This window comes from Salinibacter pepae, from assembly GCF_947077775.1.
GTDB classification, from domain to species: domain Bacteria; phylum Bacteroidota; class Rhodothermia; order Rhodothermales; family Salinibacteraceae; genus Salinibacter; species Salinibacter pepae.
In genome coordinates, this window is the sequence record NZ_CAMTTE010000001.1 from 610,449 (window position 1) to 636,175 (window position 25,727).

Genomic DNA, 25,727 nt, shown 5'->3' on the forward strand with positions numbered 1-25,727 from the left:
TCCCACGGATTCGGCGGAGCCTCAGCGGGCCCTTCGGAATTGAAGGGGGCCCGCGCAGCCTCCTCGCCTTCCCGTCCCTTTCGGCTTATGTCTGCCCCCGCTGATCTCGCCCCCGATCCCTTCGACGCCCTCGACACATTTGAGACCGGCACGGGGCCGGCGTACCTGTACCGCCTCTCCGCGCTGGACGGCGTCGATCTCGATCGGCTTCCCGTCTCCATCCGCATCCTCTTGGAGGGCTTGCTCCGGCAGTGGGACGGCGACCTGGTCACTGAGGAGCACGTCCGCCGGCTGGCGCAGTACGACCCCGCCGCCCCGACCGAGGCGGCCATTCCGTTCACGCCCTCCCGCGTGCTGCTGCAGGACTTCACCGGGGTCCCGTCCGTGGTGGACCTCGCGGCCCTGCGGTCGGCGATGGATCGGTTCGGCGCCGCCCCGGACGGCATCAGTCCGGAGGTGCCGGTCCACCTCATCATCGACCACTCCGTACAGGTGGACCACTTCGGCCTGCCGAACGCGGTCCAGCTCAACAGCGAGCTGGAGTTTCGCCGCAATCAGGAGCGGTACACGTTCCTGAAGTGGGGCCAGCAGGCCTTCGACGACTTCAGCGTGGTGCCGCCGGCCAGCGGCATCTGCCACCAGGTGAACCTGGAGTACGTGGGCCGCGGGGTGTGGACGCGCGACACGGCGAACGGGACGCCCCTCGCGTACCCGGATACGCTCGTGGGCACCGACAGCCACACCACCATGATCAACGGCCTGGGCGTGCTCGGCTGGGGCGTGGGCGGCATCGACGCGGAGGCCGCCCTGCTGGGGCAGCCCCTCTACATGCTGATGCCGGAGGTGGTCGGCGTCGAGCTAACCGGCGAGCTGTCGGAGGGGGCCACGGCGACCGACCTCGTGCTCACCATCACCCAGATGCTCCGCGAATACGGCGTCGTAGGGCGCTTCGTCGAGTTTTTCGGCGCGGGCCTGCACACCCTCACGGTGCCGGACCGCGCCACGATCGCCAACATGTCGCCCGAGTACGGGGCCACAATGGGCTTCTTCCCCATCGACGGCGAGACGCTCGACTACATGCGCCGCACAAACCGCTCCGACGAGCAGGTGGAGCTCGTGGAGCGCTACACGAAGGCGCAGGGCCTCTTTCACACCCCGGACACCCCGGCCCCCGACTACCTGGACGTGCTGGAGCTGGACCTCGGCACGGTGACCCCGAGCGTGGCCGGCCCCAAGCGCCCGCAGGACCGCATCCGCGTGCCGGAGCTGCCGGACGCCTTCGCGGACTCGCTGACCGCCCCGTCCGGCCCCACCGGCTTTGGGCTCGACGCGGACGACCTCGGCGCCACCGGCACGTACGACGACGGCACCCACACGCTCGACCTCACACACGGCGACGTGGTCATCGCGGCCATCACCAGCTGCACAAACACGTCGAACCCCTCCGTGATGTTGGGCGCGGGCCTGCTCGCCAAGAACGCCGTCGAGGCCGGGCTCACCGTCCCGCCCTACATCAAGACGAGCCTCGCGCCCGGGTCGAAGGTCGTGACCGACTACCTCCAGGAGAGCGACCTGCTGCCCTTCCTCGAAGAGCTCGGCTTCGCCACCGTCGGCTACGGCTGCACCACCTGCATTGGCAACAGCGGCCCCCTGCCCGACCCGGTGGCGGACGCCATCGAGGAGGGCACCCTGATCGTCTCCGGCGTGCTCAGCGGCAACCGCAACTTCGAGGGCCGCATCCACCCGCTCGTGCAGGCCAACTACCTCGGCTCGCCGCCGCTGGTGGTGGCCTACGCCCTCGCCGGCACCGTCGACATCGACCTCACCACGGACCCGATCGGCGAGACGGCCGGCGGCGAGGCGGTGTACCTGCGGGACCTCTGGCCGTCGAGCGAGGCGGTGAAGCGCCTGGTCGACGCGGCCGTGAAGCCCGACTTCTTCGCCGCGGAGTACGAGGGCATCGAGACCTCCAACGAGACGTGGAACGAGATCGAGATCCCGGAAGGGGCGGTCTACGACTGGGAGGAGAACTCCACCTACATCAAGGAGCCGCCCTTCTTCGTCGACCTGACGCCCGAGGTGCCGCCGGTGGACGCCATCGAGGACGCCCGCGTGCTGGTGAAGGTGGGCGACTCGACGACCACCGACCACATCTCGCCCGCCGGCGCCATCCCGCCGGACAGCCCCGCCGGGACGTACCTGATCGAGCGGGGCGTGGAGCCGCGCCAGTTCAACTCCTACGGCGCCCGCCGCGGCAACCACGAGGTGATGATGCGGGGCACGTTCGCCAACATCCGCATCAAGAACGAACTGGTGCCCGGCACGGAGGGCGGCGTTACGAAGAACTTTCTGCGGGACGGCGAGGTGACCAGCGTCTACGAGGCGGCGATGGACTATCAGGCACACGACGTGCCGCTGGTCGTGCTCGCGGGCGCAGACTACGGCATGGGCTCCAGCCGCGACTGGGCCGCGAAGGGCACCGACCTGCTCGGCGTGGAGGCCGTGATCGCCGCCAGCTACGAGCGCATCCACCGCTCCAATCTGATCGGGATGGGCGTGCTGCCGCTCCAGTTCGCCGACGGCGCGGACGCCGACAGCCTGGGGCTCGACGGCACAGAAACGTTCGACATTCCGCTCGACGAAGACCTGGCGCCCGGACAGGAGATTGCGGTGACGGCCACGGCCGCGGACGGCACGGCGACCACCTTTCCCACCATCGCCCGGTGCGACACGCCCGTCGAGGTGCGCTACTACCGCCACGGCGGCATTCTCCACTACGTCCTCCGCGAGACGCTGCGGGGGGCGCCGGTGACGGCGTAGCGGGAGGCCGTCCGAACGGCCCGGCGCACCGCTGGGGGCGGGCTACTCATCGAGCTGGTCGCGGAGTTCAACGAGGAACGCCCGGAGCGCTTTCAGGTCGTCCGCGATGTCATCGCCTGCCTCCGCCCCGGCGTCCTGGCGGGCAATGGCCTGCCGCGCCCCCTCGATCGTGTACTTTTCGTCCTTCAGGAGATGACGAATGCGTTCGACCGTTTCCACGTCGTCCTGGGTGTAGACCCGCCGCCCGGCCCGGTTCTTTCGGGGACTCAAGACCTCGAATTCCTGCTCCCAGTACCGGAGGACGTGGGGCTCCTGGTCGACGATCTCACCGACCTCCCCGATCGAGTAGTAGAGCGTCTCGATTTCGTCCTCGGGCATGGGGGTAGCTGACCGGCAGAAAGGGCGTGTGCGAAAGACGTGTGCATCCGTACGACGCTGGGCCGTCACCGTTCGGGAGACGCCCCGTCGGACTGGGTCTCGGCGGCGGGCTACGCCCCGACGAGCTCGAAGGTGGAGCCGACGGAGGGATCCTTCTCGACCTCGATGCGCACCGGAAAGGCCCGCTTGAGCCGTTCGAGGTGCGTGATGACGAGGATCTTAGCGAAGTCCTCGCGGATCGCCTGAATGGCCTCCACGAGCCGCTCGATGCCGGCTTCGTCCTGCGTGCCGAACCCCTCGTCAATCACGAGGGTGCGCACCCGTACACCGCTGCGCTCGGCCAGCAGCTGCGCCAGCGCGACACGGAGGGCAAAGTTGACCCGGAAGCTCTCGCCACCCGAGTACGTCTCGTAGGGGCGGGGTGCGCCGTGCTCGTCGGTGATGATGATTTCGAGCGTTTCTTTGGTCCCTCCGCTTTTCTTCTCTTTGAGGGTGTCGAGCCGCACGTGCATCCGGCCGTCGGTGAGCCGGTCCAGGATGCGATTTGCGCGCTCTTCGATGTCGGGAAGCGTCTCTTCGATGATGAGCGACGGGATGCCGTTCTTGCCGAAGGCGGCCCGGAGGTGCTTGTACCGCTGGCGGGCGGCGGCGGCATCTTGGCGCTCTTTTCGGGCCGCCTCCAGGGCCTCCCGGTCCGCCGCGGCCTGCTCCAGCTGCGCGTCCAGCTTGCCGAGGCGCTGCTGCAGGTCGGTGAGCGCCTCTTCTTCGGCCTCCACCTGCTCCGATACGCTCTCCTGCTCGGCGACCACCTCCGGCTTGTCCTCTAGCGCCGACTCGCACTCCGCAAGGCGCTCATCCAACCCCTGCTTCTCCTCCTGGGCCCCCTCCATCCGGTCTCGAATCCGGGTGCGCTGTTCCGCCCACTCGGTGCGGTTTTCCTGAGCGTTGACGAGGGCGTTGTGGCGGTCCGGCACGTCGCTCAACGCCTGCAGGCGCTCTCGGATTTCCTGAAAGCGGTCCGGGTCGAACTCCAGGGCGTCGATCTCCGCCCGCAGATCCTCCATGTCTTCTTGTAGGTCCTCGGCCACACGGTTCTCGTCCAAAGCCGTCCGGAGCTGCTCGATCTTCTCGTCCCGCTCGTCCCGTTTTTGCGCCAGCTCCTCCCGTCGTGCGGCTGCACGCTCAATCTCGGCCAGCCGATCCGCGTACCGGTCGAATTGGGCCGCCCGGTTCTGCAGCGCCTCGAAGGCGTCCGTGTCGACCTCCGTCTCCGCGAGGCGCTGCTTGCAGGCCTGCCACTGCCGCCGCGCGGACTCGGCGTAGCGCCCCTCTGTGAGGCGTTGGCCAAGGCGTTCGGCCTTTTCGCGGTGGGCCGCGAGCGCCTCCGCCGTCGCCTCCAGTGCCCGCTTCTGCTCCTGGGCCGTCGCGAGGGCCTCCCCGACGTCGTCCAGGGCCTCTCGTTTGTCCTGAAGCTGGCGGTACGTCCGCCGCAGTTCGGCCCGTCGCTCTTTTTCTTCATCGAGTTGTGCCCGGGCCGACTCGATGGCCGTGTCGAGCTCATCGATGTGGGACCGGAGCGTGGCCTCCGCCTCCTCCCGGTGGGCGTCGGTCAGCTCGGTGCCACAGGTCGGGCACACGTCCCCATCGGCTTCTCGAAACCGCCGCAGCTCCTCGGCCTCCCGCTCGCGTTCGTCTCGCAGCGCCTCCAGCTGCCCCGCCTGCTCCTGGACGGCCTGGGACCGGGCCGTCCCGTCGTCTTCGATCTCGGCCATGCGCTCGTCCAGGGCCGCCCGCGTCTCCTGCTTCGAGCGAAGCGCGTCGATCCGCGCCTCGATCTGCTCCCTCCGTTCCAGCGCCTCCGCCTCCTCTTCGATTTGGGCCCGGAGGGTCTCAATCTCGCCCCGAAGCTGCTGCCGCGCCCCCACGATCGCCTCCCGCGCCTCGGCCTTCCGCTGCTCCAGCCGATCCCGACGCCGGCGCACCCGCTTCCGCTCCGGCACCTGCTGCCGGGCCGCCTGGGCGCGCCGCAGGCGCGTCTCCACCTCCGCCCGCTGCGCGAGGGTCTCCCGGCAGTCGTCCAGCGACTCTTCGATCCCGGCCCGCTCGGCCCTCAGTCGCTCCAGGCGACGCTCGACGTCGTTGCGCCGCTCCTGGAGGGACGACGACAGGTCGTCCATCTTCTGTTTAAGGGTCCGGTGGCGTTCGCGCGTGTCTTCGAGGGCGTCCCGCTCCGCGACGAGGGACTGATGGTCGTCGTACGCCTCCTCGATGGCGGTGCGGTCCTCCAGGAGCGCCTCGGCCTCCTCGATGCGTGCCGTGAGGGCCTCGATCTCGTCGCGGTGCTCCTCGATCCGGTCGTCCAGGCTGGCCATCGACTCGCGAATCGACTCGGCCTCCCGGGCCGTTGCCTCCAGGGTGGCCCGCTTCTGGGTCAGCGCCTTCTCTCGGTCGCGAAGGCCGGAGAGGGCCTCCGTCTGCGCCTCAATGTCCGCCTGCACCGCCTCCCGCTCCTCCTCCCAGTCCGGTACGTCCTCCAGGGCCGTCTCCAGCCGCTCCACCTCCGCCGCGGCGCGCTGCTGCCGCTCCTTCGCCTCGCGCCAGTGGTCGCGCGCCTCGTCTTCGAGCGCCTCGTACCGGCCGAGGTTGAGGATGCGGGTGAGAATCTCCTTGCGCTGGCTGGGCCGTTTCTGGGTAAACTCGTCGGAGCGGCCCTGCAGCAAAAAGGCCGAGTTGATGAACGTGTCGTAGTCCAGCCCCAGCGTGTCCTCAATCCGGGCCTGCGTCTCGCGCTGGGTCGCCCCCGTGAGGGGACGGTAGTCCGTGCCGGCGGCGTCGTGGAGCTGAAACTCAAGGTCGGACGATGTGGTCTTGCCCGTCTCCGACCGGGAGAAGGAGCGGACCACCCGGTAGCGCGTGTCCTCAAGGTCGAAGGTGAACGCCACCCGCATGTGCCGGGTCCCGATCCGGATGAGCTCCTCGTCGGGCTTGCGGCGGCCGCTCGACTTGCGCGCCGCTCCCCAGACGGCCCACGTCATCGCGTCGAGGAGGGCGGACTTGCCCTCTCCATTGCCGCCGGACAGGCAGGCCACGTCAAAGTGATCGAACTCGAGGGGTGGGGCCTCCGTGCCGTAGCTCAGGAAGTTTTTCAGTTCCAAGCGGACCGGGACCATGCGGGGGACAAGCGCGGGGGAGAGGACGAAACGCCAGTGGGACTACGGGAAATTCCCGATGCGCCCGCGCTGTTTCCAGAACGCGCCGTCTCACCGAAATTCTACGGGCGTTACGATCACGGTCGCGTCCACCACGTCGGTCAGTTCCCGGTCTCGGAGGCGGTCGTTGAGCTGCGCCTCCGCGGCGGCGGCAATCCGCGCCCGCTCCGGGGCGTCCAGGGCATCGTCCGCCGCCGCCAGGGCGGAGCGGTCGGCCTCCACGTTCAGGTCGGCCTCCACCCGCTGGCGCGGCGCCCCCGGCACCCGCTCCCGAACAAGATTCAGGTCGACGCTGAGCGCGCAGTCTTCCGCGCCCGCCCCATCCAAAATCTCGCGGGCCGTGTCTTCGATCGCACGCTGCAGGTCCCCGGCAAGCTCCGGGCGCAGGCGCCCGTTCTCCTGCACGAGGCCGCGGATGGTGTCAAGCTCAACGTCCCCGACAATGTGAAGGTCGATTGAGATGTCGCTGCCAAGAACGGGCATAGGAACGAGCAAAGGTAGTGAGCCCACGCGGGTGAACGAACTGGTGCCGCCAAAAACACAACCCTCATTTCCTTCCTTCTCCAGGGCCCCCACGCGCCCCAGCGCACATCACTGAATTCCGGATTGGAGGCCCGAGCGGGGGGTCCCCGAATCGGACGACTCCGGAACCGCGTCCATGCGGGACCGCACCTGTCGGCCCAGCTGATCGGCCGCCCGTTTGGCCGCGGGAAACCAGGATTCGGTCGCCTCGATCGTCCTGGGCAGAAGCTGCGCAACCGGGCGGTAGAGGGCCGAGTCGGTTCGCGTCTCCTTCTCCGGGAGCTCCAGGCCGGCGAGGACCAGAAACAGCAGGCTCAGGAGCAACGCCGCCTTGGCCCCCCCAACCGCCCCCCCGGCCGCCCGGTTTAGAAACGAGAGGGATAGGGTGTCAAACAGCTGCTCCAGGAGCCGGGCCAGGACCAGAAACAGGAGGTAGACCCCCAAGAACAGCACCGTGAAACCAGCGAGCGGGGCGACCGACTCGGCGAGGCCCAGGCTCTTGACGATGAGTGCCCCCACCGCCCCCATAAACTCCACGGAAAAGAGAAGCGCGGCCACGAGCCCAAGGAGGCTCGCCGCCTGACGCACGGCCCCCACCAGGTACCCGCGGATGAGCCCCGCGAGGAGCATGACGAGGATAAACCAGTCGAGCACAGTCAGCATGGCAACACCGCCGGCGATCCGGAAACAGGGTCCTACCCGAAAAGATGAAGAAGAGATGCAATGATGTAAAGCGCCCCCCCGGAACAAGGTTCACGGCGGAGAGACGGCCTCGCGACGCAAAAAGAGGCCCCGACTGATTCCTCCGGAAGCCGTTTCAGTCCGAGAGGCGATCCTGTACCATCTCCCGCACCCGGTTGCCGTCCACCCGGCCGCGCAGCTCGTCCATGGCACGCCCCATGACCGGCCCCATGTCGGCCATCGAGGTGGCGCCCACGTCGTCGATGAGTGCGTCAAGCCGCTCGGCCAGCTCCTCGTCGCTCAGTCGGTCCGGCAGGTAGTCTTCGAGCACCTCAATCTCCTCCCGCTCCTTCTGTGCCAGGTCGTCGCGGTCCGCCTCCTCGTACTGTTCGATCGAGTCGCGGCGCTGCTTCACCTGTTTCTGGACGACAGCCAGCTCCTCCTGCTCTTCGAGGCTGGCGTCGGTCCCCGCCCGTCGCTTCGCAATCTCCTTGTTGGCGAGGGCCGCCCGGAGGGATCGGAGGGCGCGCCGGCGCACGTCGTCCTGCGCCTTCATGGCGTCGGTGAGGTCCTGCTTTACGCGGTCGAGAATGGAGTCGGACATGGTGTGCGGTAGGAAATGACGGGAAGGTGGTGAGAGTGAGGGGCGGTGACGCGCCGGGAACACACTCAACGCCGCCGCGGGTCATTGGTCCGGCGCGTCCGGCGTCGAACCAGCAGTGTCGGGGGACGGGAGATGCGTATCGACCCACGCCCGGGCCCGACGGCGCACCGCCGGCGCGTCGTCTGCCTGCAACACGTCACGGGCGAGGTCTTTGGCCGCCTCGTACCCAGTTGCCCGGACGATTCGGCGCACGGCGGGCAGCGACGGGGGCGCGACGCTCAGGGTATCGACGCCGAGGCCCAACAACACCGGCACCGCCTGCACGTCGCCCGCAATTTCCCCACAGACCTCCACCGGGCAGCCGGACATTCGGCCCGCCTCGACGACGCGCAGGATCAACCCGAGGACGGCGGGGTGCAGCGCGTCGTGCCGCGCCGCCACCTGTTCGTCGGCCCGGTCCACCGCCAGGACGTACTGGGTCAGGTCGTTCGTGCCGATGGAGAAAAAGTCCACCAACTCGGTGAAAGCGGGCGCCTGCAGGGCCATGGCGGGCACCTCCACCATGGCGCCGAGGGGGACGGTCGCATCGTGGGGCACGCCGTTCTCTGTGAGGCGGGTGCTCTCCTCGTCCAGAATCCGCCGCACGCGCCGCACCTCCGCCCCGTCCGTCACCATCGGCAGCAGGATCCGGAGGGGGCCCTCCCGGTTCGCCCGCAGGAGGGCCCGCAGTTGGGGGCGCAAGAGCTCGTCGGGCCGATCCAGGAGCACCCGGAGTCCCCGCCGGCCGAGGGCAGGGAGGCCGTCGTGCGCTCCGGCAGCCCCCTGGGAACGCCCGTCGTCGCCCCCCACGTCCAGGAGACGAATCGTGGCCCCTCCCTCACCGGCGGCCTCGATGGCCTGCCGGTACGCCTCCACCTGCCGCTCCTCATCGACCGAGCGCGGGTCGCCGTCGGGCCGCAGAAACAGTTCGGTGCGCAGAAGCCCAATGCCGTCCGGCGGGGCGGGCCGGAGCGGGTCGAGTTCGGCCTCCAGCCCCACGTTGGCCCGCAGGGTGACGGCATGGCCGTCGGTCGTCCGGAGGGGGCGCCCGGGCGCCTGCTCCCGTTCCGCCGTCGGGGACGGCGCGTCGGCCGCTCGCTTTCGATATTCCTCCTCGGTGGCCGGGGCAGGGCCGGCAATCAGACGCCCCTCGTCCCCGTCGACGACGACACGGTCTCCCGACGAGACGGCGCCCAGCGCCTCCCCGGCCCCGACGAGGAGAGGCACCCCGAGCGCCTGGGCGACGATGGCGGTGTGCGAGGTGGGCCCGCCGCGGGCCGTGACGCCCCCCAGAAGGTTGTGGCGTCGGAGGCGAAGCAGGTCGCTGGCGGTCAGGTCCTGGGCCACCACCACCGAGTGCCCGTCGATGGGGGCCGCGGCGGCCCCGCGCCGGAGCGCCCGCAGGAGGCGGCGCTCAAACGCCAGGAGGTCGTCGGCCCCAGTGCGCAGGTGCGCGTCCCCGTTGTCTTCGAGTCGTTCGCGGTGGGCCGAGAGCACCGCCTGCACCGCCGCCCCCGCCGGCTCGTTCGCGTCTCGAATGCGCTGCCGAATGGCCTGCAGGACGTCCTCGTCGCCCAGCATGAGGGCCTGCGCCTCAAAGATGGCGTCGGCATCCGGCACGAGGGCGTCCGGCGCCCACACGCGGTCGGCCTCCAGCTCCTGCTCGGCCCGCTGCACGGCGTTGGCCAGGCGCTCCAGTTCCGCGTCCACCGCGTCCGGCGCGATGGCGTCGCGCCGGGCGGTCGGGGCGGCGGCCGCGTACCGGTACGCGGTGCCCAGGACCACGCCGGGCGCCGCACCGGTGCCCTCAATGACCAGTTCGTCGTCGGATGTGGATTGCGGGGGCGGTTCTTCCATGGCGTAAATGGCTGGCAATGGCGGCCTACACTGCGTCCGGCCTGGCGTCTCGACCAGGCCGGGCTAAAGCTCTTCTCCAAATCCGTCCGCAAAAAGCGCCTCGATCGCGTCGGCGGCCTCGGCCTCGTCCGCCCCCTCCACCACGAGCGTGAGCGTCGCCCCCTGCTCGGCGGCCAGGGTCATGACCCCAATGACGCTCTTTCCGTTGATTTCGTAGTTGTCGCGCCGCAGGTAGACCTCCGCCTCAAACTGGGACGCGGTCTTGACGAGCATCGACGCCGGCCGCGTGTGCAGGCCGGCCCGGTTGCGGATGGTGACCTCGCGTTCAATCATGGGGGCGTGAGGGGCGGGACGACGGCGGACGATCCGCTTGTCGGGGTGCATTCCGGCCCCGCGGCACGACTTCGGGGCCCGGGGCGGCAGCAGGGGTCAATGCCCGCGCGCCTGCAGGCGGTCGAGGAGCCAGTGGAGCGTCTCCGCCGCGGCCGTCTCCGGCAGGAGGTGCAAGTAGTCGTGGGCCTTCTCCGTGTACGTGTGGACCGCCTCGCGGGCCTCTTCGAAGATGCCCAGGTCCGCCATTCGCTCACGGGCCTCCGGCACGTCGTCCCCCGGGAGCCCCCCGTCGGTCACGAGGCGGGCGAACCAGTCGTGCTCGGCCCCTTCGGCCCGCTCCAGGGCCCGCAGGGTGAGGAACGTCTTTTTGCCCTGCACGAGGTCCCCCCCCACGCCGCGTCCCCAGGCCTCATCGTCGGCGGTGAGGTCGAGCAGGTCGTCCTGGATCTGGAAGGCCCGCCCCACCAGCCGGCCGGCCGTGCCGAGGCGATTGCGCTCGGGCGCCGGGGCGCCTCCGATGACGCTTCCCAGCTCGAACGCGGCCGAGAGAAGCGCCCCGGTCTTGCGGTCGATCATGTCCAGGTACGCCTCCACCGTGACCGCATCGTCGGTCTCGAACGACGCGTCGAGGGCCTGGCCGGCACAGAGCCGCTCCACCATCGGGTGGTATACCGCGTAGAGGGCCTCCGCGTCCGTTCCCTCCACCTGGCCCAGCAGGTCGTAAGAAAGGCCCATCATGAGGTCCCCTGCCAGGATTGCCGTGCCGGGGTTCCACTTCGCATGCACGGTTGCGCCCCCGCGTCGCTCGTCGTCCTCGTCCATCAGGTCGTCGTGGACGAGCGTGAAGTTGTGAAACACCTCCACGGCGAGGGCGGCCGGCAGTGCCCGGTCGACGGGCGTGCCGTACGACTGGGCCACCAGAAGGAGCAGGACGGGACGCACGCGCTTCCCGCCGGCCCGCAGCACGTGCTCCACGGCGTCGTAGAGCGAGGCGGGCGACCGCCCGTCCACGACCGCCGGGAGGGCCTCATCGATGCGCGTCCGCAGCGCCGCTACACGCTCGTCGGACGACACGCTTTGGGTGGAGGAAGCCATCGGGAAGTTGGGATCGGCCAACGGACTCAACAATTGTGCTCGGTGCGGCCCCTAGCGTTCGAGGGCGTCCAGCGCCTCCTCGATGCGGCCGAAGACCTCGTCGATGCCTCCGGTCCCATCGACCGGGACGAGCAGGTCTCGCTCCTCATAGTATGTGGCCAGCGGCGCAGTTTCCTCGCGGTACACGTCGAGCCGGTTCTGAATGGTCTCGGGCTCGTCGTCGGAGCGTTGAACAATGAGGTCCGGGTCCACGTCCTCGGGGGGTGGGTCGTGGTCGAGGTGATACGTTTCCCCCGTTTCCGCGTGCACCCGGCGCCGGCTCAGCCGACGCACGAGCACGTCGTCGGGCACCTTCATGCTGAGGACGGCGTCGAGGGGCGTCTCGTTCGACGCCAAAAATTCGGTCAGCCACTCCGCCTGCTGGTCGGTGCGCGGGTAGCCGTCGAGCATGAAGTCGTCGTGGCCCTCGTCGGCAATGGCCTGCTCGGCGAGATCCCGGACCAGCGCGTCCGGCACCAGCTCCCCCGCGTCGATGTAGGACTTTGCCTTCTGGCCGAGCTCGGTCTCCTGCGCCATGGCCTCCCGGAGGATGTCTCCGGTCGAGATTTGGACAATTCCGTGGCGCTCTTCGAGCAGCCCGGCCTGCGTGCCTTTTCCGGCACCCGGCGGGCCAAAAATGATCAGTCGCATGTGTGTCGGTCGGTCGTACAAAAAAGAGTGGTCGGATGGGAGCTGCTGGCGCGGCCCCTATTCGAAGAGGTCGTCCCCCAGGCCCTCTACGTCGGTATCGTCGAGCCAGGAGAGGATTTGGTCGCGGATCACCTCGCGGGCCACGAGGCGCACCACGAACCCGAGGGTGTCGCCCCACACACTTCCGCCGGAGCGACTCGCCTCGGACGCGTCCGCCCCGTTGCCCCGGTACACCACGAGGGGGGCGCGCCCTCGCAGGGCCTTCTCCACCGCCTCCCCCGGCGTATCGCCCGTCGCCATCGCCTCCTCCACCTCCGTGCGGAGCGCGTCGATGTACTGATCAAGCAGCTCCGCGTGCTCGGGCCGCCGCGACCGGCCGCCGCCGACGAGGGCCCCCACCGCCACGCCGGCCGCCAGCATGCCGCCGACGCTTTTCAGCGGGTTCTGGACGACCCAGTCGCGCAGCGACGACCCGGTGGTCGACACCTCATCTTGAAGCGAGTCGAAGCGATCGGCCATGGCGTCCGCCGTCTCGCGGAGGCGTTCCTCCACGTCCGCTCTGGTTGAATCCGAGTCCATAGGGCAGAAGGGGTCGTAAAACAGAGTAACCGAAAGGGCCTGGGGGCCGGATCCCCGCTACGCCTTCACGTCGGGCGCGGACGCTTGCGCCTCGGCGCCGTCCGCCTCGTCGACCGCGGCCGAGGCGGGGCGGGACGACGGGCCCTCGTCCGGCACGGCCCGCTCTCCCCGGAGGGACGCGAACAGGTTGGAGGGCGGCACCAGGGCCGGCTTCGTCACGCGGAGGGTCACGATGATTAGGATGAGCGCCACCGAGACCGCGAGGAACCCCCAGAACGGGTGCCCGAGCAGCCACCCCACCCCCAGCGCTACGGTCGTCAACGAGAAGAACGCGGCGAAGAAGGCAAAAACGGCGACCGTGAGCCCGAGGGCCAGGTCGTTCTTGAACGCGTCGAGCCGCTCCTCCATCTCCAAGATCGCGAGGTCGACCCGCAGGTCAATCCACTCCCGGAGGTCCGCGAAGAGCCCCTGCGTGTGGGACGCGATGCGACTCACCTTGCCGCCGTCGGGGGACTCCTCCACGGGGCGTTCGGCGTTCGGGGCCGACGGGCGGTCGTCGAGGGACTCCATGGCCGGATGCGGAACGTGACGTTGGAAGGATGAAGAGTGGTAAGATACTATATTCTGCGGAGGACGCAAGTGAATTCACCGTACAACCCCGGCACTCGTTCCCCCGTGAACTCGTCCGTACGGTTCGCGTTTTGCGACGCCCGACGCGGCTCGCTCTCTCTTCCACCCCCCCGATCCCGAAGCGCCCATGGCCACCACGCAGGCGGAGTCGACCCCCAATCCGAACAGCCTCAAATTCACGACGGACGACGGCCCCTTTCTCAGCGGGGGCGTGGCCGCGTACGCCTCGGCGGACGAGGCCGCAGAGGATCCCCTGGCCCGTCGCCTCTTCGGCGTGTCGGGGGTGGACGACGTGTTCATCACCCCCCAGTTCGTTACCGTCTCGAAGGCCCCCGCCGTCGACTGGGGCAGCGTGAAGCCGGACGTGGAGGCGATCCTGGCCGAGCACCTGGAGGCGGCGTAGCGTCAGCGCAGGGCCCGCAAAAAGGTGGCGACGGCCTCCCCCTCTTCGTCCGCGAGGGGCGGCAGGTGAAGGTCGCCCGGCGTGCGGAGCGGCCAGGACTCGGGCAGCTGGTCGTGCAGCGGCTCACGGGCCACGACCGCGCCGAGCTCCGTCCGGTGGGCGTCGATCCAGTCGCCAACCGCGTTGAGGCCCCCGTACTCCGTCCACCGGAGGTGGCCCTCAGGGCTCGGCTCCGTCGGCTCGCCCCGGCTCACAAGAAACTCAAGGCCCTCGGCGAAGGCCCGCGGCTCGTCCCGGGCCTCGAGGAACGCCTTCTGCATCTGGAGGGCGCCCGGTGTATCCTCGTGGGCCGGAAAGACGCCGCGGAAGCGCGCCATCGCTTCGAGGTACGCGTCCGGCGACAGGTCGGTGGGGGCCCACAGGAGCGCGAGCCGCCGGTGCCCACCGCCCTCGTAGAGCAGCGCGTCCTCCGCCAGCCCGCCCTGGGCGTCGTCGCCCTCGTGCCCGTCGAGGACCGCCACGGCCCGCTGGGAGGGGCGCACGAGCCGACGATCCGCCGGAATGCGGTGGTCGGCGCACGCCTCGCGGATCGCGCCGGCGTCGGCTCGGGCCGGCTGCGCCGCGACCGCGGAGGCGTGGTCGAGGAGCGCCGCCGCCTCCACGAACGTCGCGTCGATGCCGTCGGCCCGGTCCGTCACGGCCCGCGCAAATGCGGGAAGCAGGGCGGGCGAGGCGTCGGGCACGTGCCCGAGGTACGTGTGCCCCTCGGCCCACACCGCCACGGCGTCCCGGAGCCCCACGAGGGGGCCGGACGGGCCGTGCAGAACGCCCACCGTCGCCTGCGCCGCCGGCCCCCCGTCGCCGAGCCAGTCGACAAGGGCCTCGGGCGTGAGGCGCTGCATCCACCGGTTGAGGGCGTAGTCGAGCGCCTCTTCGGTCCAGCGGTTGGGCGCCTCCAGGGTGTCGGCGACGGCCGTTTCGCGCGGCGGATGGTCCGGCTCCCGCCAGTCCGCGGCGGCGTCGGCAATGGCGTCGATGCGGGCTTGTTTTGAGCTCACGTACAGACAGGGGGGTCGGGAAGACATGAGGCGCGGTTTCCTGCGCCCTGCACGGGCACCCCGGCACGGGTTGTTCCTCCTTCACGGCCTCCACACGTCGCCCCCCATGCCCCGCCCCGAATCACCGGCGGCCCCCTTCCGTAGGACCGGACGGAGTGTCACTGTTCTCCCGCGACTTCCGACTGCCCATGCGCCAGTTCGACGTTCCCACATTCTACAAAAGCCCCATCATCTCGACGGTCACGGACGCGCGGCAGGCCACCGACCCGCGCAAGAAAGACCTGTCCCCGTCGGTGATCGACTTCGGGCCGGTGCGCTTTAAAATCGCGCGGCACTTTGGCTTCTGCTTCGGCGTGGAGCAGGCGATCGAGATCGCGTACGAGGCGCTGGAGGAGAACCCCGACAAACGGATCTTCCTTCTTTCGGAGATGATCCACAACCCGCACGTGAACGAGGACCTGCGGGACCGGGGGATCCAGTTCCTGCGCACCACGCAGGGGGAGCAGCTCATCCCGTTCGACGAGCTCACGCCCGACGACGTGGTCATCATTCCCGCCTTCGGCACCACGCTGGAGGTGGAGCAGAAACTCGAAGAGATTGGGGTGGACACGGAGGCCTACGACACCACCTGCCCGTTCGTCGAGAAGGTGTGGCGCAAGAGCTCCCAGATCGGGGACGACGACCACTCGATCGTGGTCCACGGCAAGCGGTACCACGAGGAGACGCGCGCCACGTTCTCCCACGCCAAGGAGGAAGGCCCCGTGGTCGTCGTGCGGGACATGGAGGAGGCCGAAGAACTGGCGAAGGTGATCCGGGGCGAGAAGGACGCCGACTTCTTCTACGACTACTTTGAGGACAAGTACTCGGCGGACTTTGACCCGGAGCGGGACCTGCAGAAGCTGGGCGTGGTCAACCAGACAACCATGCTGGCGGAGGAGACCGCCGCCATCGCCGACCTGATGCGCGACGCCATGCGGGAGCGCTACGGCGAGGCCCACGTCGAGGAGCGCTTCGCCGACACGAGCGACACGCTCTGCTACGCCACCAACGAAAACCAGAACGCCACGCAGGCGCTCATCGAGGACGGGGCCGACCTGGGCATCGTCGTCGGCGGCTACAACTCCTCGAACACGAGCCACCTCGTGGAGCTCTGCGAGGAGCACATGCCCACCTACTTTATCCGGGACGCGAGTGAGTTTGACGCCCCGTCGGAGATTCATCACTTCGACGTCCACGCGAAGGAGGAGGTCGCGACGGACGACTGGTTCCCCGCCGAGGACACGCCGGTCGACGTGCTGCTCACCTCCGGGGCCTCCTGCCCCGACGCCCTGCTCGACGAGGTCGTCCGCAAAATCATCAGCTGGTTCCCGGACGCCCGTCCCGTGGAGGAGGCCATCGCCCCCTTTAAGGAAGAACTGGAGGACGAGTAGTGCGTCCCCGTAACCGCCGCGCCGGATGACCGATGTCCCCGGGGGAGACCGCGGTCGCCCCTCCCCCCCTGCCCCTCCTTCCCTCTACACATGTCCTGGTACGAAGAATGGTTCTGGAGCGACGCGTACACCCGCGTCTACGATCACCGAGACGACGCGGAGGCTGAGCAGCTGGTCGACCTGATTGAGCACGAGATCGCCCCGGCCCCGGGGGCCCACATCCTGGACATCGGCTGCGGCCGGGGCCGACACGCCCGGGCCCTCGCCCGGCGCGGCTGGCAGGTCACCGGCCTCGACCTCTCGGAGGACGCCGTCGCCGCGGCGCGCTCGCGGGTGGCCGACGACGACCTGGACGTACGGGCGTCCTTCCGGGTGGGCGACATGCGCACCCCGGTGTGCGACGGGTGCGCGGACGGCGTCGTCAACCTGTTCACGTCCTTCGGCTACTTCGACGCGGACGCCGAGAACGAGCGTGCCCTCGCGGCCATGGCGACGGCCCTGCGGCCCGGCGGGTGGTTTCTTCAGGACTTCCTGAACGCCCCTCAGGTCGCCGAGTCGCTGGGAGCCTCCGTGTACGAGACCGAAGACGGACGCACCATCCACCAGGATCGCTGGATCGAGGACGGCCGGGTCAACAAGAAGATCACCGTCCGCCAGAACGGCCACACGGAGACCTTCCAGGAGAGCGTGCGCCTGTACACCCGGTCCGACCTGACGGCAATGTACGAACGGGTGGGCCTGGAGGTCGTGGCCCTGTTTGGGGACTACGACGGAGGAAGCTACGTGCCCGACGCGAGCCCGCGCCTTCTGCTCCACGCCGTGCGCCCGACGTGACCGGCCGAGTGGGGGCCGGGTCGGGGGACGCGGTGCCCGTTTCGTGAAACGTCCGGCCGGCGCCCCTGGACACGCGGTCTCTTTTCTTGTATTCTCTGATCCCCCGGCGCCGAAAATCATACGGAACACCCGCCTCGTTTTCTTTCAACCGTCGCCCATCGCAAGTTCACACCGCCCATGGACACTGCGCTCACCTACGCCGACAGCCACGCCGACCGGTTCGTCAGTGAGCTCGAGGAGCTTCTGCGCATCCCGTCGGTCAGCACCGACTCCGCCTACGACGACGAGGTGGAACGGGCCGCCGCGTGGCTCGCCGACCACTTCGACGGCATCGGGATGGAGCACACCGAGATCATCGAGACCGACGGCCATCCCCTCGTCTACGCCGAGCACATCACCGACCCGGCGAAGCCGACCGTCGTCGTGTACGGCCACTACGACGTGCAGCCGCCCGACCCGCTGGAGGAGTGGTCCACCGACCCGTTCGACCCAACCCGGCACGACGGCGCCCTGTACGCCCGCGGCGCGTGTGACGACAAGGGCCAGATGTTCATGCACGCCAAGGCCGCCGAGGCGTACCTGTCGGCCGAAGGCGACCTTCCGGTCAACCTCAAGTACATCATCGAGGGCGAAGAGGAAACCGGCTCGATGGCAATCGAGACGTACGTCCGCGAGCAGGGGGAGCGGCTCGACGGCGACGTCGTCCTCGTCTCGGACACGGCCATGTTCTCGCCGGAGACGCCGTCGATCACGTACGGCCTGCGCGGGCTGGCCTACGCCGAGATCACCCTGGAGGGCCCGAACCGCGACCTCCACTCCGGCAACTACGGCGGCGCCGTGGACAACCCGGCCAACGCGCTCAGTCGCCTCGTCGCCGGCCTGCACGACGACGACCATCGCATCGCCATCCCTGGGTTTTACGAGGACGTGCGCGACCTGACGGCGGCCGAGCGCGAGACCTACGCCGCCCTTCCGTTTGACGAGGCGGCCTGGCGGGATGCCATCGGCATCGACGACGTGCGGACCGAGGGCGACTACACGACGCTGGAATGCCTCTCGGCCCGCCCCACGCTCGACGTGAACGGCATCTGGGGCGGCTACACCGGCGAGGGCGCCAAGACGGTGCTTCCGGCGAAGGCCCACGCCAAGATTTCGATGCGCCTCGTGCCCGACCAGCAGCTGGGGGACATCTACGACAAGCTGGAGGCCCACCTGGCAGCGGAGGTGCCCGATACGATGACCCTCTCGGTGCGGCGGCTGCACGGGGGCGAGCCGGTGCTCGTCGACCCGTCCGCCCCGCCGATGCAGGCCGCCAAGGACGCCATGGGCGAGGTGCGCGGCACCGATCCGGTGTTCGTGCGCAACGGCGGCACGATCCCGGTGGTGGCGGACTTCCAAAACCACCTGGGCCTTGACAGTGTGCTCATGGGCTTTGGGCTCGACTCCGACGCCATCCACTCGCCCGACGAACACTTCGGCCTCGACCGCTTTCACCAGGGGATCCAGGCCCTTATCCGGTTTCACGACCACTACGCCGCGATGGCTTGAGTGCCCGTCCGGATGGCGCCGGTTGAGCCGGGGGCGCACTCGCGCGCCGCTCCGTCAACGGCACCGTGGGGACGGTGTGGGCCCCGCCTGCCGTCCGGGTGGCTTGTGCGCTCCGGAACCTGACGGCTGGGCTACGAATTGGGGCCTTTCGAAATTGACCGCTTCCCCACCGCTTTTCTTCGAACAGGCCCCGGCGGGGTCGGCCCCCCTCCTGCCCGAGTGGCGGAATTGGCAGACGCGACGGATTCAAAATCCGTTGTCCGCAAGGACGTGAGGGTTCAAGTCCCTCCTCGGGCACTGACATTTTTAGCCTCAAGATGCCCCTGAACGCCGTCAAACGGCGATGTCAGGGGCTTTCTAATTTCGAAGCCTCTCCCTCGAAAATGCAACTCCTTGCAAAGCGATGAAATAGAATGTGTAAGATGTGCGTAAGCTGAGTTTCTGGAAGGAGACTCATCTCAGTGCCATCCCGGAACCAGTTGCTCAGCTCTCCTCGAAGGCATCCTCCATGGCATCTGCTACCTCATCTACTCGGATATGACTGTACCGCTCTGTCGTCGTAATCGAGGAGTGGCCCATGATTTCTTGAATGATGCGAGTAGAAACACCCTTACGCGATAGCAGAGAGACACATGAATGCCGGAGGGTGTGGAAACTGATACGCTTATCTAGGCCAGCTTTGAGTGCAAAATCTTTGAACCGTCTTGTCATCCGGTCTGGCTTTATCGGTTCGCCTCGCTGATCGATAATGACGGCTTCGTCCTGTTCGACCCCCTCTCTCCTCTTCTTAATCTTATTCAGCCGGTCAAGGGCTCTCCCGCGAAGCGGCACGGATCGCTCGTCTCCAGTTTTCGTCCGAAAGTCCTCCCGGTTTCGAACCGATAGGACTCCAGATTCGAGATCCACGTCTGCCCAAATCATACTTGCGAGCTCTCCCCTCCGCAGGCCCGTGTACATGGCAATAACAATCGTATCTTTGAGCCACTGAACATCCGGCTGACGTCCAGCTACATCAGTTGTGGTTCCGCGATGCTTATCAATCGCGCTGAGTAGATCCTTGATGTCGCCAGGATCTAAGATCGGCGTCTCCCGATCTTCTTTGCGCGGTTTCTGAATTTGCTTTATTGGATTTTCCTCTAGATACCACTCGTCTTCACACCAACCGAGAAAGACGCTCAGGTGCCGGTATCGCTTCCGCTGAGTCGCGTTGGCAATTTCCGGATCATAGATGTAGCCTTTGACGTCCTGAGGCCTTAGGTCGAGAACGTGGTACGTAGCTGGCAGCTCCCCAGCCCATGCCTCAAGCTGCTGCCGATACGTGTCAATCGTGGACGGCTGAACTGTTTTTTCTTTGTCGCGCAAGAACTGCCTAATGGCATTTTGAATAACCACGGGTTCAACTCTTTCTTCTCCAATCCATGGATCTCTCTTCCACGGATCATACTGACCCTCAGCCTGAGCTTCCTCTAACTTCTTCAGCTTCTTCTTAGCGGTATCTTTCAGACGTACCCGCAGCGGCACGCTCTTTCGTTTCGGAGACCGGTTTGGGTCATAGAAGTATGCGTAGTAGTTGCCATTTATTTTTCTCAAATTGGCCATCGGGTAGACTTATCTGTTCAAGAATCACGGCCCCGTGAGAAACGCGCACGCATCTCTGCTCCCCCCAACAACGGGCTCTCTCAGTCTGGCTACGTTGTATTGCCCCCTTTTATGATCGAAAGCGTCACCTGCTGATAATCTCTTCGCCCGATAGCTACCAGGCGCTGTCGGGTGATTCATAGTAGCAGACGTTCTGCCTGGTTAGCTCCAGTCTTTTCAGACCATGGAGCCATCTTCAAAAACCTCCTCCCAGAAGGCAGAGATTCTCGAACGCTTCCACCAATCGGATAATCTAACCGAAGAAGATGCTAGACTAATCGAGGATTTAGTAGATTGGGCCATCGATGAAAAACAGGACACTCCAGATCCCCTCTGGACGATTGAAGACGTATTCACTCGTCTAGACGTCGGTAAGCGAACCGTCGAGAAAATTATTGACGCTGGGGAGATTACCCCTATCTGGGTTCGTGGACAGCGCCGGTTTGAGCCAGAAGCAATTGAGGCTTACTTGCGCAGAAACGTTGGCAAGAAATAGCCCTCCCTGCCCTGATTTAGGCCTTCTGGCGCAGAGTATGGACTATCCGAGACGGTGAGTCCACCATCCGCCCACGGCCGCAGCCAAGAGGTCTCGCGTCACGGGGTTTTCGAGCTCCGGCCTCCGCCCCGGCGGAAGCCCCCATAACCACCCGATTGCAGCACCACCCCTGGCCGCAGAGTTTTCATACTGGGAGTCTGCAAGTTCGAGGACGTCTCCCACCACCGTCAGTGCCTCCTGGTCGAGACGATCTCCCTCCGCTGCCCGATGGGCGTACAGCGCGGCCTCGTTCGGCGCGTCTATGATTTCGCGGAAAACCGTTTGCATTGGGTCCGTCGGCTGGGTCAGCTCGTAGAGCACCCCGATCTTGTTGGCCTCAAGCAGCAACGCTTCACTGGGCACACCTAACGCCCTTGCGATTGCCTCCACAACGCCTAGTCGAAGGCCTTTTCCTTTCTCGATTTTTAGCAGGGTCTGGCGCGTGATCGCGCCTGTCTTTTCAGCTAAGGCCGTCTTCGAGAGTCCGAAAAGCTTCCGGACCACCTGGACGTTCCGTCCCACGACGTAGTCGATCTTGCTTCCCGCATTGCGCCGCTGGCTAAGGGCATCTAGGGTCTCCTCGCGGCGCGCAACCTCCTGTTTTACAGCCTTGAGGCGACGTTTGGCCTCCACCGTGCCCATTTTCACCTTCGCTCGCAGGAGGTCGTGAAGCACGTTTCTCGCTTTCTCATCGTCGCCGTCCTGGTAAGCACTACTCAGGCGCCGGATCTGATCGTCACTGGCAACCTCGCGGAGGTCGCCTTCGATTTCAGTCCCGCGGTGTCGCATGTCCTGTTTGAGCTTCTCGAAGTACTCGACGGCGTCCTTAGGTATTTCCATGCCAGCTTGTGTTAATATAAATGTCGGTGCGTCGAATAGGTTAACGTCGTGCTCGGTGGTAGTCGTCCTCGGCCGTGGTGTTTCGGCAGGTAGAGCGCAGGGTCCTTCCATGCCCACCTATTCTCACCGGGTCTAGGTGGGCGTTGGAGATGTCTTGAGTTGTCCATCGGCCCTCAGCGCCGCTGGGAAGGGACAACAAAGCCCTTCGCTTTTCTCCGTTGGTTGTTATTAGAGAGGATCAAACCTCAAGGCGAGCAGGAAGCTCGTGCCTCTCTCGCTTGCCGCCTTTGTGCGGTTACTAAACGTCAAAGCCAATGAGAGTAGCTTTCACCAGTACACCGAGCACCCTGAAGACACTTTTCAAAGACGCACTTTCTGAGCGCACAGTCCTCTGGAAAATCGAGGACATCGACTTCGACGACGACCGCCGGGAGGAAGTGATCAATTACATCGGGGAGCGCTACGGAGAGGACCGGGTCACGGAGGTGATCACCTTCGACCGGTATAAGCTCAAGTCGTCCGTGAGGAATCTAGGCCGCGTCTTTGGCCTCAAGCCCACCGAGCAAGACGCGGTGGCTGATAAGATCGAGCAGGTCGAGGAGGAAGAAGGCATCGATACCGTGGAGGAGGCCCTAGACGCGAGCCCGGATCTGCGCAATCGCAGAGAGGAGGACGAACGCTTCGACCGCATCTGCAAGCGGGCCGACGACCTCCAGGGGCTTGCCCGCCACCCGGGCCGCCATCCGGCCGCCGTCATCGTGACGCCCGGGGAGATGACCGACTACGTCCCGACCCGCACGATGAAAAGCGGCGGGGAGGAGCACACCGTCACCCATTTCGATGGGGACCAGCTCGAGGACATTGGCCTGCTGAAGATTGACGTGCTCGGCCTGGCGGCCCTAAACGAGATCGACACGGCTCTAGAGATGGCCCAAGACTTGGGCCACGACATCACCGAGGAGGACCTGGATGGCCGGGACGATCCGGCGGTGTACGAGAACATCTTCGCGGAGGGGGATACTCGCGGCATCTTTCAGTTCGAGAGCGGCGGGATGCGCCAGTTTCTCGCGGAGATGGAGCCGACCGAATTCGTCCACATTGCGGCCATGAATGCCCTGTATAGGCCGGGCCCGATGGAGCAGATCCCGAGCTTCATCGACCGGATGCACGGAGAAGAAGAGGTCGTCTACATCGATCCCTCGATCCACGACGCGATCAAAGACGACGTGGCCGACATCCTGGACGACACCTACGGGATCATGGTCTTTCAGGAGCAGGTGATGCAGGTGTGCCGACGGCTGGCCGGGTTTGACCTCGGGGAGGCGGACATTATGCGGAGATGCGTGCCTGGGGATACGGAGGTTGTCGATGCTGAAACTGGGGAGCGGAAACGCATCGACTCGATCGAACCGGGCACGTCAGTTCTCACGATGAACGACGAATATGAGCTGGCAGAGACGACCGTCGCGAAGCGATTCGAGAACGGCACCAAGCCGACGTTTCGGGTCACCACGCGCAGCGGCCGTACCATCGAGATGACGAAAGACCACCCCCTTCGCACAATTGGGGGTTGGGAGCATCTGTCCGACTTGTCAGAGGGAGATCCCATTGCCGTTCCATCATCCCTACCGGCAAGCGGCACCGAAAGCCCGCCCGACGAGCGAATGCGCGTTGTTGCAAGTTTGATCGGAGACGGTCAGACGCTAAGAGGCAATGGAAGAGCTACGGCGCGGTTTTACAGCAGCGACCCTGACCTGCTTGACAGTTACTGCGATGCTGTGTCTAAACTGGGAGGGAATACGACTTCTTATGATCATCCCACCACTGACGTGAAGACCGTTACGGCTCGTGGTCCAACAGAGGGGCAAAACCCCATCATAAACCTCGTTCGGGAGACGGGAATTGACGAGAAAGCGGCGGACAAGCGCCTGCCCGAAGAGGTCTTCCGATACGACGCAGAGTCGCTCGCCCGATTTCTCGCGTATCTGTTCGACACAGACGGGGGGTTTGAAGAAACCCGCGTCTCGTACAGCTCGGCAAGCGAAGGCCTCATCGAGGATGTTGCTCACGCCCTCCTCCGCCTCGGTATCGTAACCATGCGGTTCCACCGCGAGATGTCAGACCATCAAGACAACTTTGAGCTCATAATCGGGGATCAGGAGGACATCGTACGGTTCGCGGATGTCGTTGGACCGCACCTCTGTCCCCGGAGGAAGAAGGCGCTTAAGCCCCTCAAGGCCGACGCTCTGGCCAAGTCTCGCAGCCACTCTATGTACAACCTTCCGGCCGAGATTACGCACAAAGTTCAGGAGGCAAAGTATGCGAGCGGACGGACGTGGAAGGAGGGCGGTGAGATTGTCGGAAGGGAAGGGCGCAATTTATCCTCCGGGCTCAACTTCACCAACCCAAACCAGAAGCTCAGTCGGCACCGGACGGAGGAATTGGGCCGTGCTTTCAATAGCGATGAGCTCGTCAACATCGCAGACGGAGAGGTGCTCTGGGACCCGATCGTCGACATTACGCCCGTCGGCGAGAAGAAGGTCTACGACTTAGCCGTGCCTCCACATCGTAATTTCGTAGCGTCGGATATCGTCATCCACAACTCGATCGGCAAGAAGAAAAAGAAGCTCCTGATGGAGCAGCGAAAGAAGTTCGTGCAGGGCTGCATCGATCAGGGCTACGGCCGGGAGCTGGGGGAAACCATCTTCCAAAAGATCGAGGAGTTTGCAGACTATGCGTTCAACCGCGCACATAGCTCGTCCTACGCCGCGCTGGCCTACAAGCAGGCCTACCTCAAATTCTACTGCCCGGCGGCCTTCTACGCCGCGGCGGTGCAGGCGGAGGGGAACGACGAGAAGCGAGCGGCGCTCATCCGGGACCTAAGCGAGCGGGGCGTCAAGGTGAAGCGCCCCTCGATCAACGAATCGAAAGCCGGCTTTGCGGCCACCAGCGACAACGTGGTTCGATTTGGCCTCTCCACCATCAAGAACGTCGGCAAGCAGGCGCAGGTGTTTCTTGAGGAGCGGGAGAGAGGCGGCCCGTTCGAGTCGTTCATGGAGTGCTTGTGTAGGTGCACGCCCAACGCCCGGGCGGTCAAAAGCCTGATCAAAGCGGGGGCCTTCGACGATTTCGACCTGTCGAGGGCGACGATGATGGAAAACCACGACAAGGTGCTTACCTACGCCCGGAAGCGCCGGGACTACAGGCAGGGCAGCCGGAAGTCGATGCCCGACGCCCCGAGCATCCATGAAGTGTCGGAGTTTCCCCGCAAGAGCCGCTTCCGGCAAGAGCGGGAGGTGGCGGTGACGTACACGTCCGGCGCCCCGACCGACGAGGTCGAGTGGCTCGCCCGGCACCTGAGCGGCCACGAGCACGTCCACAAGGGCACGAAGTACCGGCTGGAGCTGGCCACGATTTTGGAGGTGCGAGATGCCACCACGAGCACCGGGAACCGGATGTGGTGGGTGACCTACCGCACCGCCGATGGCGAGGTCCCCGACTCCGCCGCGATGTGGGACAGCACCTACGAGGCGATCAGCGAGCACCTGGAGCCGGACACGCCCGTGGTGCTTGTTCTTGAAACTGACGTGGCCGGGGACTACGCCGGGAGCTACACCGTCGAGAACGCGGTCCCTGCGCGGCAGATTCCGGCCCGCCTGGGGCAAGTCGCGTGCGTGGAGACCGATTCCCCGGAGGCGGCCCGAAGGGCTTTAGAGCGGCTCTCTCAGCTTCCGGAGGGGGAGATGCGGGCGTAGGTGAGGGGGCGGTTCTACTCGGATACGGGTCAGCGGAAGATCCTGACGCTCGGGCGCACTGTCAGCGCCGACGCAGAAGCGCTTGAGGAGCTCTCCCGGATCGGAAACTTGCATCTCGTCTAGTTTCGCCGGACCTGCGAGAACCTTTCCTGCGAGAGCCCTCCAGCCATCGCCCCAGTAGCAGCAAGCCGGGCAACAACGGGCTCAGAAGGACTGGCTACCTTGGCAGGTGTAACGGAAAAAAGCAGA

At 66.3% G+C, this 25,727-nt stretch carries 21 protein-coding genes and 1 tRNA gene; 8 read left to right on the plus strand and 14 right to left on the minus strand.

What is annotated here, in order from left to right; translation table 11 throughout:
• Positions 1-87: 87 nt before the first annotated feature.
• Positions 88-2,820: an aconitate hydratase AcnA gene (gene acnA / locus OJA40_RS02665; protein WP_208427359.1), complete on the plus strand. Its 2,733-nt coding sequence runs from the start codon at positions 88-90 to the stop codon at positions 2,818-2,820.
• Between the two features lie 42 nt (positions 2,821-2,862).
• Here the strand turns inward: acnA and OJA40_RS02670 are convergent, their stop codons facing one another.
• The 11 genes from OJA40_RS02670 to OJA40_RS02720 form a co-directional block, all read right to left on the minus strand.
• The gene (locus OJA40_RS02670; protein ID WP_208427358.1) at positions 2,863-3,198 is read right to left on the minus strand and encodes a MerR family transcriptional regulator; all 336 of its coding nucleotides are present in this window, start codon (positions 3,196-3,198) and stop codon (positions 2,863-2,865) included.
• A 110-nt stretch (positions 3,199-3,308) separates the two neighbouring features.
• The gene (locus OJA40_RS02675) at positions 3,309-6,368 is read right to left on the minus strand and encodes an SbcC/MukB-like Walker B domain-containing protein (RefSeq protein WP_208427357.1); all 3,060 of its coding nucleotides are present in this window, start codon (positions 6,366-6,368) and stop codon (positions 3,309-3,311) included.
• A 90-nt stretch (positions 6,369-6,458) separates the two neighbouring features.
• A complete protein-coding gene (locus OJA40_RS02680; protein ID WP_208427356.1) occupies positions 6,459-6,890 on the minus strand; it encodes a hypothetical protein in 432 nt (143 codons plus the stop codon).
• A 108-nt stretch (positions 6,891-6,998) separates the two neighbouring features.
• Positions 6,999-7,592, minus strand: a complete 594-nt coding sequence (locus tag OJA40_RS02685) for a CvpA family protein (protein WP_263809893.1) — start codon at positions 7,590-7,592, stop codon at positions 6,999-7,001.
• A 154-nt stretch (positions 7,593-7,746) separates the two neighbouring features.
• On the minus strand, positions 7,747-8,214 hold the full coding sequence (locus tag OJA40_RS02690) for a GatB/YqeY domain-containing protein (protein ID WP_208427406.1): 468 nt from the start codon (positions 8,212-8,214) through the stop codon (positions 7,747-7,749).
• Positions 8,215-8,295: 81 nt separating this feature from the next.
• Entirely contained in the window at positions 8,296-10,110 is a 1,815-nt protein-coding gene (gene ptsP / locus OJA40_RS02695; RefSeq protein WP_263809894.1) for a phosphoenolpyruvate--protein phosphotransferase, read from the minus strand.
• A 63-nt stretch (positions 10,111-10,173) separates the two neighbouring features.
• On the minus strand, positions 10,174-10,443 hold the full coding sequence (locus tag OJA40_RS02700) for an HPr family phosphocarrier protein (RefSeq protein ID WP_103015959.1): 270 nt from the start codon (positions 10,441-10,443) through the stop codon (positions 10,174-10,176).
• A 96-nt stretch (positions 10,444-10,539) separates the two neighbouring features.
• Entirely contained in the window at positions 10,540-11,538 is a 999-nt protein-coding gene (locus tag OJA40_RS02705) for a polyprenyl synthetase family protein (RefSeq protein ID WP_208427409.1), read from the minus strand.
• A 51-nt stretch (positions 11,539-11,589) separates the two neighbouring features.
• The gene (locus OJA40_RS02710; protein WP_208427410.1) at positions 11,590-12,228 is read right to left on the minus strand and encodes an adenylate kinase; all 639 of its coding nucleotides are present in this window, start codon (positions 12,226-12,228) and stop codon (positions 11,590-11,592) included.
• Positions 12,229-12,285: 57 nt separating this feature from the next.
• Positions 12,286-12,807 carry a hypothetical protein gene (locus tag OJA40_RS02715; RefSeq protein ID WP_208427411.1) on the minus strand — a complete coding sequence of 174 codons (522 nt, stop codon included), beginning with the start codon at positions 12,805-12,807 and terminating at the stop codon, positions 12,286-12,288.
• 57 nt (positions 12,808-12,864) lie between these two features.
• Entirely contained in the window at positions 12,865-13,377 is a 513-nt protein-coding gene (locus OJA40_RS02720) for a phage holin family protein (protein ID WP_208427412.1), read from the minus strand.
• A 187-nt stretch (positions 13,378-13,564) separates the two neighbouring features.
• Here OJA40_RS02720 and OJA40_RS02725 point away from each other — a divergent pair, with 187 nt between their 5' ends.
• Positions 13,565-13,840: a NifU N-terminal domain-containing protein gene (locus tag OJA40_RS02725; protein WP_263809056.1), complete on the plus strand. Its 276-nt coding sequence runs from the start codon at positions 13,565-13,567 to the stop codon at positions 13,838-13,840.
• 2 nt (positions 13,841-13,842) lie between these two features.
• On the opposite strand, the gene OJA40_RS02730 is transcribed toward OJA40_RS02725, so the two are convergent.
• Entirely contained in the window at positions 13,843-14,898 is a 1,056-nt protein-coding gene (locus OJA40_RS02730; protein WP_263809895.1) for a hypothetical protein, read from the minus strand.
• Between the two features lie 188 nt (positions 14,899-15,086).
• On the opposite strand from OJA40_RS02730, the gene OJA40_RS02735 reads away from it, so the two are divergent.
• From OJA40_RS02735 to OJA40_RS02750, 4 genes are all read left to right on the plus strand, one after another.
• Positions 15,087-16,328 (plus strand): 4-hydroxy-3-methylbut-2-enyl diphosphate reductase, encoded by a 1,242-nt coding sequence (locus OJA40_RS02735; protein ID WP_208427735.1) that lies wholly within the window; start codon positions 15,087-15,089, stop codon positions 16,326-16,328.
• A 90-nt stretch (positions 16,329-16,418) separates the two neighbouring features.
• Positions 16,419-17,162 (plus strand): SAM-dependent methyltransferase, encoded by a 744-nt coding sequence (locus OJA40_RS02740; RefSeq protein ID WP_208427669.1) that lies wholly within the window; start codon positions 16,419-16,421, stop codon positions 17,160-17,162.
• A gap of 177 nt (positions 17,163-17,339) precedes the next feature.
• A complete protein-coding gene (locus OJA40_RS02745; protein WP_208427670.1) occupies positions 17,340-18,710 on the plus strand; it encodes a dipeptidase in 1,371 nt (456 codons plus the stop codon).
• Positions 18,711-18,923: 213 nt separating this feature from the next.
• A tRNA-Leu gene (locus OJA40_RS02750) sits at positions 18,924-19,007 on the plus strand.
• Between the two features lie 186 nt (positions 19,008-19,193).
• On the opposite strand, the gene OJA40_RS02755 is transcribed toward OJA40_RS02750, so the two are convergent.
• A complete protein-coding gene (locus tag OJA40_RS02755; RefSeq protein ID WP_263809896.1) occupies positions 19,194-20,309 on the minus strand; it encodes a tyrosine-type recombinase/integrase in 1,116 nt (371 codons plus the stop codon).
• Between the two features lie 223 nt (positions 20,310-20,532).
• Between OJA40_RS02755 and OJA40_RS02760 the strand changes: the two genes are divergently transcribed.
• On the plus strand, positions 20,533-20,844 hold the full coding sequence (locus OJA40_RS02760; protein WP_263809897.1) for a helix-turn-helix domain-containing protein: 312 nt from the start codon (positions 20,533-20,535) through the stop codon (positions 20,842-20,844).
• 42 nt (positions 20,845-20,886) lie between these two features.
• On the opposite strand, the gene OJA40_RS02765 is transcribed toward OJA40_RS02760, so the two are convergent.
• Entirely contained in the window at positions 20,887-21,723 is an 837-nt protein-coding gene (locus OJA40_RS02765; protein WP_263809898.1) for a helix-turn-helix transcriptional regulator, read from the minus strand.
• 314 nt (positions 21,724-22,037) lie between these two features.
• Between OJA40_RS02765 and OJA40_RS02770 the strand changes: the two genes are divergently transcribed.
• A complete protein-coding gene (locus OJA40_RS02770) occupies positions 22,038-25,478 on the plus strand; it encodes a helix-hairpin-helix domain-containing protein (protein ID WP_263809899.1) in 3,441 nt (1,146 codons plus the stop codon).
• The last annotated feature ends 249 nt before the right edge of the window (positions 25,479-25,727 follow it).